Source organism: Enterococcus silesiacus, from assembly GCF_001886225.1.
Lineage (GTDB): Bacteria > Bacillota > Bacilli > Lactobacillales > Enterococcaceae > Enterococcus_L > Enterococcus_L silesiacus.
Map to the genome: position 1 here is coordinate 46,289 of NZ_JXLC01000005.1, position 12,951 is coordinate 59,239.

General features: G+C 37.2%; 10 protein-coding genes. 3 read left to right on the forward strand and 7 right to left on the reverse strand.

Going from position 1 to position 12,951, the window contains the following annotated elements:
* Positions 1-33: 33 nt before the first annotated feature.
* Complete coding sequence (gene ygfK, locus RV15_RS04785; RefSeq protein ID WP_071876918.1) at positions 34-3,045, reverse strand: putative selenate reductase subunit YgfK; 3,012 nt, start codon at positions 3,043-3,045, stop codon at positions 34-36.
* 39 nt (positions 3,046-3,084) lie between these two features.
* Positions 3,085-4,419, reverse strand: a complete 1,335-nt coding sequence (ssnA, locus tag RV15_RS04790; protein WP_071876919.1) for a putative aminohydrolase SsnA — start codon at positions 4,417-4,419, stop codon at positions 3,085-3,087.
* A 420-nt stretch (positions 4,420-4,839) separates the two neighbouring features.
* Between ssnA and RV15_RS04795 the strand changes: the two genes are divergently transcribed.
* The 3 genes from RV15_RS04795 (at position 4,840) to RV15_RS04805 (ending at position 7,730) form a co-directional block, all read left to right on the forward strand.
* Positions 4,840-5,478: a helix-turn-helix transcriptional regulator gene (locus RV15_RS04795; protein WP_071876920.1), complete on the forward strand. Its 639-nt coding sequence runs from the start codon at positions 4,840-4,842 to the stop codon at positions 5,476-5,478.
* A gap of 178 nt (positions 5,479-5,656) precedes the next feature.
* On the forward strand, positions 5,657-6,994 hold the full coding sequence (locus RV15_RS04800) for a Mur ligase family protein (RefSeq protein ID WP_071876921.1): 1,338 nt from the start codon (positions 5,657-5,659) through the stop codon (positions 6,992-6,994).
* Positions 6,995-7,034: 40 nt separating this feature from the next.
* Positions 7,035-7,730 carry a type 1 glutamine amidotransferase gene (locus RV15_RS04805; RefSeq protein WP_071876922.1) on the forward strand — a complete coding sequence of 232 codons (696 nt, stop codon included), beginning with the start codon at positions 7,035-7,037 and terminating at the stop codon, positions 7,728-7,730.
* A 48-nt stretch (positions 7,731-7,778) separates the two neighbouring features.
* Here RV15_RS04805 and manA read toward each other — a convergent pair whose 3' ends face one another.
* The 5 genes from manA to RV15_RS04830 form a co-directional block, all read right to left on the reverse strand.
* A complete protein-coding gene (gene manA, locus RV15_RS04810; RefSeq protein ID WP_071876923.1) occupies positions 7,779-8,753 on the reverse strand; it encodes a mannose-6-phosphate isomerase, class I in 975 nt (324 codons plus the stop codon).
* Between the two features lie 42 nt (positions 8,754-8,795).
* A complete protein-coding gene (locus RV15_RS04815) occupies positions 8,796-9,833 on the reverse strand; it encodes a serine hydrolase domain-containing protein (RefSeq protein WP_071876924.1) in 1,038 nt (345 codons plus the stop codon).
* Between the two features lie 41 nt (positions 9,834-9,874).
* Positions 9,875-10,711 (reverse strand): VOC family protein, encoded by an 837-nt coding sequence (locus RV15_RS04820; protein ID WP_071876925.1) that lies wholly within the window; start codon positions 10,709-10,711, stop codon positions 9,875-9,877.
* Positions 10,712-11,002: 291 nt separating this feature from the next.
* Positions 11,003-12,238 carry an ABC transporter permease gene (locus RV15_RS04825; RefSeq protein WP_071876926.1) on the reverse strand — a complete coding sequence of 412 codons (1,236 nt, stop codon included), beginning with the start codon at positions 12,236-12,238 and terminating at the stop codon, positions 11,003-11,005.
* Positions 12,235-12,945, reverse strand: a complete 711-nt coding sequence (locus RV15_RS04830) for an ABC transporter ATP-binding protein (RefSeq protein WP_071876927.1) — start codon at positions 12,943-12,945, stop codon at positions 12,235-12,237. Before RV15_RS04830 ends, RV15_RS04825 begins: the two co-directional genes overlap by 4 nt.
* Positions 12,946-12,951 lie beyond the last annotated feature (6 nt).

A 12,951-nucleotide genomic window follows, 5' to 3' on the forward strand; every position in this document is an offset into this window, starting at 1 on the left:
TTCAGAAGTTGTTTTTGCGCAACTTATGTCTTTTTACATTTGCATACAGTATTCATAGTCTTTGATCATCGTATCCATTAAGTCGATGATATCCGCTGGAATATCTAATCCTTGGGCATCTAAACGAATCATTGAGGTATTGCCCCATAAACGAACAAGACACGTCTTTTCTCTTGGATCGATAACATAGAAACCAGAATTCGTGCTATTTTCAAAATCGGCTTCTGTATTGAATAGCGTGAATTTATCTTTATAAGGTGCACTTGCGTATGGACAGAAAGTCTCGCAGTTGCCGCATTCATTGCACATCCGATCGACATGGACGATTTGTGGTTGCGGTTGCCCTTTAACATTTACCACAATGTTTGCTCTATTTGGACAAACATCCATACAAGATTCACAGATCGTTGAGCATTCTAAACAATTACTTGCTTGCCCACAAAGCGCTTCATTTGTTTCTAACACGCCTCGCTTATTACGAACAGACGCTACATTTTGATTAAGATTCGTTCGTTCATAGTGATCATTATGGATTTGGCAAATGTTCCCTGCAGCTTTTGTTGCATCAGCTATCGCTTCAACAATGGTTGCAGGTCCAAGATTTGCGTCCCCAATCACATAAACATCTTTTAAGTTCGTTTCAAGCGTTTCTTGATTTGAGACAACTTTTCCGTATTGATCCGTTGTGATTCCGATCGTTTGATAAAAGTCTGTATCCACTTTCTCACCAACTGCCGCAATCACAGTATCAGCTGGAACTTCTGTAAATTCACCTGTAGCTACTGGTCTGCGACGCCCAGAATGATCGCGTTCACCTAAGCGCATTTTTTCACAAGTTAGTAGACCGTCGTCTAATTTAATTGGTGCTAGCAGTTCTAGGAATTCTACACCATCTTCTAAAGCAAAATACAATTCTTCCTCATCTGCAGGCATATTCCGTTTGTCTCGACGGTAAACAACTGAAACTTTTTTCACACCTGGCAAGGTAGTAGCTGCTCTAGCACAATCCATCGCTGTATTTCCACCACCGACAACAACGATTTGCTCACCATAAGGGTTTATTTGAGGATTTTCACGATTTACCTTTAAAAATTCTAATGAGTTTAAGGTTTCTCCGGTTTCTAAGCTCAGCTTGCCATGTTTCCACGCACCGATTGCGTAGATAATATTGGTATAGCCTTGTTCACGTAAGGCTTCAATAGATGGCGCAGCTTGCCCGGTCCTAAATTCGGCTCCCATAAACTTAGCCATCTCAACATCATTTTGGACAGATTTCATTGAAATTCTAAATTCTGGTACGATCTGGCTACAAACACCACCAATCGTATCGGCTTTTTCAAATACAGTAACCGGCATCCCTTCACGAGCAAGTAAGAATCCGGCAGATATTCCCGCTGGTCCACCACCGACTACAGCTGTTTTAGGTGCATTTTCTTTAAGCATTGGTTTTTCCATTCCAGCCATTAATTCATCGTATGCGTGTTCTGCTGCCTCTAATTTTGCTTCACGAATTTTGATTGAGCCTTCATAAAACTGACGGGTACACTTTGTCATACATGGATGAGCACAAATTGTTCCAGTAATAAATGGTAATGGATTTTTATCTACAATTACTTTTAAAGCCTCTAAATAGTTTCCTTCGCTCACAAAACGAAGATAAGCTGGAATATCCTGATTGATTGGGCAACCACCGTCACTACGACAAGGAGCTGTGTAACAATTGGTCAAGGGAACCGTCGTACGTAGTTTAGGGCTCTCTGGCAGTTTGATTGATTTTTTATAACGTGCTTGCGTTTTTGCTTTTTCAACAATGCTTGCTACTTTTTCTAAGTTTACTTGAACTTGGGTTGGATACGGCGATTCTCCCAATAAATTAGCGACTTGGTTCATCCGTTGATAGCCACCTGGTTTCAAGAGTGTCGTGGCCATCGTGATCGGCCAAATTCCAGCATCAAAAATGTCTTTGATATTGAAAATATCCGCGCCTCCAGAATAAGAAATCTGCAGCTTTCCGTCAAAAGCATCTGATAATTTTTTAGCTAAAGAAATACTTAATGGGAATAATGAGCGTCCTGACATATACATTTCATCCCCAGGTAGTTCCTCTTCAGCAATACCAACAGGAAATGTGTTGGTGATCTTTACGCCAAAATTTAACCCTTTATTGTCCGCCAAAGCTTGAAGACGTTTCAACATCGGCACTGCGTCTTCAAATTGTAAATCTTCGACAAAATGATGATCGTCAAAGACCATGTAGTCAAATCCTAGTTCATCCATAGTTTGACGTGTATATTCATAGCCTAACATCGTTGGATTACACTTAATAAATGAATTCAAGCCTTTTTCTTTTAATAAGTAGGTCGTGATCCGTTCAATTTCATCTGATGGACAACCATGCAGTGTAGAAAGCGTGATTGAACGGCAAAGTTTGGGACTGATTGCTTCAATATACTCTTTATCAATTTTTTTAAATTGTGGTAAATATTTATAAGCTGCTTCAAGACATTCTTGCCAAATCGGTGTCTTTTCAGCATTTTGCATATCTGTAATATACTTATCCACTTTCGGTGACTGAATTCCCGCCAAATCATAGCCCACACTCATATTGAAAATAAAGCCGTCTGGATCGCCTAAGTCAAGCTCTTTACTAAGCAATTTTAAAACAAACCAACCTTTGACATATTCATCATACGCCTGTGGAACCCGCAACTCGGTTGACCATTCTACGTTATAGCATTCATCTGCAGCTGTAATACACGGCTTACTAACTGGCAAGTCTTCTCCATCAATCACTTGAACCGTTTTCACTTCAAAAAATCGTGAACCAGTTAAATAAGAAGCAATAATATTCTGCGATAATTGCGTATGCGGTCCTGCAGCTGGCCCGCAAGGTGTTTCCATTTTTTCACCAAACAAAGGCAATGTTTTACTTGGATCGGCTTTATAAAACTTTCTTATACCAAAAATAGTTGCTTCGTTTTTGTATTCATTTAAAATCCAGTTCAATAACCCATCAATCGAAATCGGGTGCATGATGTCACTCATGTTTGTCACTCCTTTTTTATTTTTCTAAGCTAGCGTTGACTAGCGATTAATTCTGCTCCAAAGCGATTGTGCTTGTATCTGCGCATCATGCCAAAGCTTTTCTTCATCAATCCCTTGCACTTCCCGATTTCTCATCCGAATTTCGCCATTGATGATCGTATCTGTAACTACTCCGCCATTCATGCCAAATAAAATATGAGCATTGTAATTATCTTTCGTCATAGGTGTCGGTCCTTTATAATCCAACACAATCACATCTGCTGCTGCCTCTACTTCTAAAGCACCTAATTTCTTTTCAAAATAGCGATTGGCCATTTGCGGATTATTATTGAACAACATTTGTGGTATTTCTGCCCAGGCAGCATTGGGATCTGCTAGATGATGTTTATGGATAAGGTTGCCAACTTTGTATGATTCTGTCACATCATTGGTATAACCATCTGTTCCAAGTCCCATTAAAATACCATACTCATTGAGCATGCGCATTGCTGGCGGACATCCCACTGCATTTCCCATATTTGATTCTGGGTTTGTGACAACCATTGTCTCGGTATCACGTAAGAGCTCCATTTCATGAGGATTAATATGAATACAATGACCTGCCATCGTTTGTTTACCTAAAATACCTAGATCATACAAACGATTTACAATGGGCTTGCCATATTTAGCTAGTGAATCATACACATCAGCAATGTCTTCTGCGATGTGGATATGATACCCCACACCTTCTGGAGTATAGGCTGCACAATGTTCTAACGATTTATCAGATAAAGTGAAGGCCGCATGCATCCCCATCATCGCCTTTTGCATGTCATCTGTACGTGCAGCACTTGCTTTAATAAAATCAGCATTTTCTTTTACAGCTATTTTCATTTTTTCTTCGCCATCTCGATCTGATACTTCATAACATAAACAAGTACGCACACCTAATTCATCCGCGGCATTTGAAAGTTGTGTCAAACTCCCTTCAATTGCGCCATAACTAGCATGATGATCGAATACCGTCGTTACACCGTTTTTGATACTATCCAAGTAAGCAACTTTAGCACTATGATAAGAATCTTCTAAATTCAATGTTCTATCGATACGCCACCATTGCCCTTCCAAAATATCCATAAAATTTTTAGGATGGTAACCATTGATACTTAATCCTCTAGCAAAAGTACTGTAAATATGATTGTGCATATTGATAAAACCAGGCATGATCACTCCGCCTTTAGCATCGATAAATTCAGCTTCCGGAAACTCTTTTCGTAAATCTGTGGTTGTTCCGACTGCTTTTATTTTCTGTCCCTCGATTGCTACACAGCCATTATCAAAGAATGTCCCTTCCTTATCTCTTGTAATTAACCGTCCATTTCCTATTAATAACATCATTGCCCTCCTATAGTTTCATTTTATTTATTGCTAAAATAGAAATCGCTTACAAAAAAGATAGTTCAAACATTCACGAATCAATCGGTATTTGGATAGCATTTTTTGCTCTTTCAGATAACCAAAAAAGCGCTTGCAACCATACTCGTAATGAACTATTTCCCTTATCTCGAATAAATTATACCACTTAACCTAAAAAAAAACAATGCTACCTAAAAATTATTTTTTAGTTCAATATGCCCATTGTCTTGTATTATGATTTACCGCATGATATCATTACACACGGAGATCGTTATATAGCAGATTTTTTTATTCAATACGCTATTGCCTCTCAATTTTCTTCCCAAAATTTAATTAGGCATACATAAAGAAGTACCTAATCAATATTTGATATACCTTCCTATAGAAAGGAGTGAAACTATGCTCTCAGATGAAAAACTAAACTTTCTGACCCAAGTTGCAAAAGCTCTTGCTGGTCAATTCGGTGATAATTGTGAAATCGTTATTCATAAGATTAACGAAAACAATGTAAACAACACGATCGTCTCTATCGAAAATGGCCATGTTTCTTCTCGCCAACTTGGTGATGGACCTTCTCAAGTGGTTTTGGAAGCATTAAAAAAAGACCCTGCTGATTTAATTGACCATGTCAATTATTTAACAAGAACACATGATGGTCGAATTTTAAAATCAAGTACTGTTTATTTCAAAGATAAATCAGGTAGCTTAGATGGTATTTTTGCGATCAATTATGATATTACGGCACTAATAGCTGCTGAATCGACGCTAAAATCACTAATTGCCATTGATGAACAAGAAGATGATAAAGAACCTGACTACATTCCTCAAGACATCAATGAACTATTAGATGACTTGATTGAAGAGTCCGTTAAATTAGTCGGAAAACCGGTTCCTTTGATGACAAAAGATGATAAAATCAAATGCATCCAGTTTTTAAACAGCAAAGGCGCATTTCTTGTGACAAAATCGGGCGATAAGGTTGCTGGATTTTTCAATATTTCTAAATATACGTTGTACAGCTATATTGATGCCAAGTAAAACATTCTCTTATAGTAGGCAGTTGTGTTCTTTTAGAATACAGCTGCCTCATTTTTATTCTTCCTAATATAGTAAGAAAGAGTAAAAGGAATTAATTTTTTTTTTTAATTGTGGTATTATAGATTGAGTTTATTTTTGAATGTAACAACGATAGTTGATATAAATTGGAGGGCACTTTATGGGAATCAGAAGTCACGTAGCGATAGCCGCTGGAAAAACTTCTCAATGGATATTACAAACTTTCTTCAAAGGCGGCAGTAGCTATCCTGGAAAATTAGCGTTAAAAATCGATCCAAAAATTTTGGATACCTTAGCTAAAGATTATGAAATTGTCGTTGTCACTGGTACAAATGGAAAAACGTTGACAACAGCTCTAACAGTGAATATTTTAAGACAAGAATTTGATCATGTACTGACCAACCCAACTGGCGCAAATATGGAACAAGGAATTGTTTCAACTTTCTTATCTGCTAAAAATAAAGGTGCAAAGCAGAAATTCGCCGTTTTAGAAATCGATGAGGCCAGTTTAAGTCGTGTCACAAAATATATTGAACCAAAATTATTTTTATTTACTAATATTTTCCGGGATCAAATGGATCGTTACGGTGAAATTTATACCACCTATAAACTGATCGTAGACGGTGCTGCCGCAGCGCCTAATGCACCGATTCTTTGCAATGGTGACTCCCCGATCTTCAACTCAGTTGAAACGGTCAACCCAAGAAAATACTATGGTTTTAATCACAAAGCGGATGAAGAGCAAATGGCTCATTACAATACAGACGGTTTACTTTGTCCAAAATGTCACCATATTTTACATTATAAAATGATCACTTATGCTAATTTGGGGAAATATTACTGCCCAAACTGCGGTTTCCATCGTCCTGAACTAGATGTTCAATTAACTGAGATGGTCGCAATGGACAATACCTCTGCTGATTTCGTGATTGATGGAGCACAATACAGTATTGCCGTTGGCGGGATGTATAATGTATACAACGCTTTAGCTGCCACCTCAGTTGCTGAACATTACGGCGTTTCTCCTGAAAAGATCAGAGCTGGACTAAACTATGATGAAAAAGTCTTTGGTCGCCAAGAAACAATCAATATCGAGGGCAAATTATGTACCTTAATTCTAGTCAAAAATCCTGTTGGCTTAAATCAGGTCATTGATATGATGGCTCTTGCACCTTACTCTTTCTCACTTGTCTCTTTATTAAATGCGAACTATGCAGATGGAATCGATGTTAGCTGGATCTGGGATGGGGATCATGAGGCATTTGCCCAAATGAATATTCCAGAAGTCATCGCAGGTGGTGACCGTCATCAGGACATGGCTTTACGTTTGAAAGTGGCAGGAATTTCTGAAAACAAATTAAAAGAAATCCCTAATCTAGATGATGTAATTACAGCAATCAAAGAATTACCGACAGAACATGTTTATATTTTAGCTACGTATACAGCTGTTTTACAATTACGTAAATCACTCGCTGCACAAGGTTATATCAAGAGTTAACCTTTCGAAAAAAGATAAATCAGGAATGAGGTAAAGAACAATGCCTAAAGAATTAGTTGTATGTCATTTATATGGAAATTTACTGAACACCTATGGCGACAATGGTAATTTACTGATGTTAAAATACCTTGCCGAAAAAATGAATGTGACTTTCCGTTCTGAAATCATCAGTATTTACGAACCATTTGACCCTAATAAATATGATCTAGTGTTTGTTGGCGGAGGTCAAGATTTTGAACAGCTGATTATTTCAGACGATATCCAAACGAAAAAAGAAACCTTAACTGAATACATTGAAAATGACGGTGTTATGCTCGCTATATGTGGCGGCTATCAATTATTAGGTCATTATTATATGGGCGCTAAAGGCGAAAAAATCCACGGCATCGGTGCTTTGGATCACTATACATTAAGTCAAGATAATAACCGCTATATCGGCGATATCGTGATTCACAATGAAGAATTTAACGAGACTTATTATGGCTTTGAAAATCATAATGGCCGAACATTTTTAGGTAAAGGAGAACGTCCTTTAGGCAATGTCGTAAAAGGAAAAGGTAATAATAACGAAGACGGCTCTGAAGGCGTGATCTACAAAAATGTCTTTGGTTCTTACTTCCACGGACCGATTCTTGCTCGTAATGAAAATCTAGCGCTTCGGTTAATCAAAACGGCTTTAGAGAAAAAATATGATGAACCTTTCAATGTACCTCAAGAAATGCAGACGGTTGAATAAACAAAAAAGTGTTAGGAAAATTTCCTAACACTTTTTTTCTTGAATTTTTTATGCATCAATTCCTGGTTCAGAAGCAATAATCGTCAGATCACCTTCAACACGCCATTTCACAATATCATTCGGTAAAATAAAGCTTGTTCCTTTTGCCAGTTCATAGCTTTCAGTCTTGATTGTCTCTGCGTCCTCAATAATCAAATGACCAACACCTTCGATAACAGTTGCTAATGTATACGGTGCATTTTTCTTCACATTCAATACACCTTTAACTTGCCATTCATAGACATTGAAAAATGGTGTTTTCAAATACGTAATAATGCTTGATTGTCCTTGGTTTTGTTGTTGGATCGATAATTGTGCATCTTTTGCCGGAACTGTCGTTACATCCACTGATTGTTGAATATGCAGTTCTCTAGCATTTCCTTGATCGTCTTTTCTATCATAGTCATACACACGATACGTAGTATCACTACTTTGCTGTGTTTCTAAAATCATGATCCCTTTACCGATTGCATGGATCGTTCCACTTGGCACATAGAAAAAGTCGCCTTTTTTAACAGGCACTTTCTTCAGTAAATCATCCCAGCGTTCTTCTTTGATCATCGCTTCGAGCTCTTCTCGGCTCTTGGCATTGTGCCCATAAATGATCGTTGATCCTGGTTCAGCGTCAATAATGTACCAACATTCTGTTTTTCCCAGTTCGCCTTCGTTAGCCAAACCATAGGCATCATCAGGATGTACTTGTACAGATAAATCATCTTCAGCATCTAAAATTTTAGTCAGTAAAGGAAATACATCTCCCTTGGCATTACCGAATAATTCACGATGATTCGTCCAAAGTTCGTCTAGTTTTTGTCCAGAAAATTCACCATTTTCTACTGTGCTTACTCCATGTGGATGGGCACTGATTGCCCAGTCTTCCCCGATCTTATTACTTGGTAAATCAAAACCGAATACAGTGTGTAAACGATCGCCACCCCAAATTTTTTCTTGGAATACCGGTTTTAAAAATAAAGGTTGCTGCATAGTTTAGAGACTCCCTTCCATTTATACTCGTCAATTATACCACTAAAAAGAAAGCGATTCATCTTTGAATGTTATTTTTTCTTTTAAATAAATACCAATGAGTTCATCTCTTTTTTTAATGTATTCCGCTCTTTTATCCACTGGATGAACTCGATTGGAGAGAAAGACAAACCCTTCCTTCTCCTCAGGATCGATCAATAAAAAAGTGCCAGTATAGCCCGTATGAAATAACAGTGATCGCCCAGATAAATCATCTTTCAAATCCCAACCTAAAGAACGATGTCCTTTTCCATTAGGAGTTTGATCATCTAGTAATGAACGAATTGTACTTTTTTCTAATACGGGAGTTGTCTGATACATTCCGTCATTTAAATACATTGACGTAAATTTTTTAAGGTCAGTCAAATTAGTAAATAGACCCGCATTACCAGCATGTTCCGCTAAAACGAACGCTTTTGGATCATGCGTTTGACCACGAATCAATCCTCTGATAGGATGATTTTCAGTTGGCACAATTTTAGAAGCGTCCGTAGGTAAAAAAAGACTTTCTGTCATATCCAAAGGCTGTAAAACACGCTCTTTAAAAATCTCGATCACTGTTTTGCTTAATACTTCTTCCATCATAAATCCAAGTAAGATTGTTCCAGTATCTGTATAGACTACCTTTTTACCTAAATGTTCACCTGAGCTGACCCGATTATAGGCCGTTTTCAATTCTTCTTTTGATAAAATATCTCGATTTTCAATATAACTCTGAATATCGGATGTGTGCGTTAAAAGATGACGAATCGTTATTTTTTCATCTTCAAAAACTGAGTAATAATTTTTGAATGGAACATCTATGTTGATTATTCCCGCTTCCATTAACTGTAAGACCACCGTTGTTGTACAAACAACTTTAGTTAGCGATGCTACATCAAAAAGGAATGTAGGCTCTAATGACTCAACTGTCGGTAGGATTTGGGCATTTCCCCAGGTGTGATCCTCGGATTTTCCGTTTGCTATAAATGAAAAACTGACACCAGAGAATACCTTCTGATCCATCAATTCTTTGATTTTTTCCTTTGTTTTTTCATACATAATTTGTTTACCTCGTTGCTTTTCGGACTATTTTTGTGGCTTTAATTTCTAACGAACCACCATTCAATCTGGCTAGGATCATAGATCGTTAAAATCGTTAATTTTTTATCAACGAAAAATGCTTGTTGTTGTTCTTCTAAATGGCTTTTTAGCTGTTTCATTTCTGCTTCATGATGTAATGTTAAAACAAAAAAATCCACCCCTAAGGATTCTTCAGAATCGACTTTCGCGCTATTTATTTTGACTGCATCATCTAAATGGATCCAAAAATTTCCATCATTCATTGATAGTGCATCAAGTCGTTTACTCTCAGGAGTCATCCCCAAAATATTTTGGTAAAAAGAATGATGCTTCATTTTATCTTTCACGTTTAGTTTGATTCGATCAAATCTTACTCCAGCAGACAGGCTCGAATACAAGACGTTACTTTTCTGGATCAAGGGTTGTATATCAAGTACTTCAGTGCCAGCTTCCAATTGATCTTTTGCTCCTTGATAACTAACTTCCAGCTCATTTCCCTCTGGGTCTTCTAAAAATACACTCTTGCGTTGTTCTTTTTGTGTTGCTTTCTTAATTGGATAATTATGTGACGTAATTCTTCTCAAAAGGCTGCCAAACTCTTCCTCTGTTGGAATCAACAAAGAAAAGCAGACAGCTTTATCAGAAACTTCTATTGGCTCATCTTCAGAATCTATTTCTTCTAATATCAATAATCGACTATCTTTTTCTTGCGAGCCGAATATTGATAAATTATTCTCTTCTAGCTTCAAAACAAATCCCAACACATTTTTATAAAAGCTAACCATTTTCTCTACATCTTTTATACGAAGAGCAACCGTTTTCACATATACATCTTCTGATAATTGAAACTTTTCCATTCGTCTTCCCCCTCCGAATGTCTCCCTACATTTATTCTAAACATCTCTAGTGATTTCAGCAAGTAAATGCTCTTTTCAAAAAAATAACAAATATAAGAAATTTTTGAGAAAATGCCGTTGCTTTCACCTATACCAATCCAGAAATATTATGATTTTTTTTGACCCCAACTTAATCTATACCGATGTCAAACAAGCCCATTTGAGCGATAACAAAGATACACCAAAAATAAATAAAAAAGATGCTGAATATTCAATTCAAGCATCTTTTTTACTGGCTAATTGACTCATTTATTAATTATAAATAGCTTTGATTGGATCCATTCTTGATGCACTGATTGCAGGTATGATTCCGAATACAACACCTGTAAGGATAGATACCACTGTTGATATAGCAAAAATCGATGGCGTCATGACTGGAATAATATCGACAAATCTGCCGACTACGGTAGATAAGAGATAACCTAATCCTACTCCAATTAATCCTCCCAACAAGGTTATAAATGCTGCTTCTAAAAGAAATTGCAGCAAGATCATCCGCGGTTTGGCGCCGATTGCTCTACGAATTCCAATTTCTCGTTTTCTTTCTGTAACAGAAACATACATGATATTCATGACACCAATCCCACCAACTAAAAGAGAAATTGCAGTGACAGCCATCAAGAACATTGTCATACCTCCAATAGCCTCTTCCATTTGCTGTTGATTCTTTTGCTCTAAATCATTTTCTTTAAAGATCCCTTTAACATCAGGATGATTTTCGCTTAAAATAGCAACCGCTTGTGCAATGACCGTTTGTTTATCGGTCCCTTCCTTCAATTTAAAATTAATACCGCTGATTGACTTGGAAGCTGCTAGTTTATTATACGAACTTCTTGATACAAAACTACTGTTCACAATATTCCAGTCTAACGACATCGCCTCAGAATTATCCAATGCGTCATAATCAAACGGCTCTAAAATACCAATCACTTTGTACATATATCCGTTGATTGAAACAGCTTTTCCGATCAATTCACCAGGATCATCCATCTTTAAACTCATGTCAAACGTATCATGATTTAAAATGATCACATCTTTATTGATATCTCGATCGTCAAAATCCCGACCATATTTAATTTTATTCTGGCCTCTATTAGAAGTGACCATTAAATTTGCTTTAGCGCCAAAATAATCTAACTGAGTTGTCAAATTATCTCCCATCATACCGTCTCCATATTGAGGATAAATCGATTCAACGCCATCAATATCTCTAACTTTTTTCATATCAACTCGGGAAAAGCTATAGTCTGGCTCTTCAAACGACATCATCCCAGAAGCACTTTCATCCTGCATCGTATAATGTAGCTTGACCACATCTGTATTCATAGCACTCGTTGCAGACATTACTTGCTTTTTCATGCCCTCACCTAGTGTTGAAATCGTCACAACAGAAGCAATCCCAATAATGATTCCAATCATCGTCAAAAACACTCGCAGCTTATGCGCTCGTAGACTCAATAAGGTACTTATCAATAGATTTGAGATCATCGAATCACCTCTTCTTCAAGGAAACGACCATCTTTCATATGGATCACTCGAGTCGCATATTTTTTCATATCGCCATCATGAGTTACCATCACGATCGTTTTACCCTGTTGATTCAACTCTGTCAACAGCTCCATGATCTCAGTTCCAGTTTCACTATCAAGTGCCCCTGTTGGTTCATCTGCCATGATTAACAGTGGATCATTGACTAGAGAACGAGCAATCGCCACTCGCTGCTGTTGTCCACCAGATAGTTCATTAACTTTTGCTTTTGTTTTTGCACCTAAACCAACCAACTCTAAATATTTTTCAGCAATCTTGCGTTTTTCTTCATTACTTTTCTTGCCTTCATATACACAAGGCAATTGCACGTTTTGGCTAACATTCAATGAATTGATCAAAAAGAATTGTTGAAAAATAAAACCAAGATATTCATTTCGAAACTCAGATTTTTTATTCTCTGAAAGTTTAGAAACATCTTCCCCTTTAAAAAGATAATTGCCATCAGAAACACGGTCTAAAAAACCAATGATATTCATCAAAGTAGTTTTTCCACTTCCCGATTTTCCCATGATCATAATGAATTCACCTTCATTGATCGTCAAATCCAATGATTTTAAAACCTGCAATTTTTCTTTCCCAACAGGAAAATATTTATTGATAGCTTGCATTTGAATGAGAGGTCGCGGGCTTTGTTCTTCTTGTGTCATGTGTGC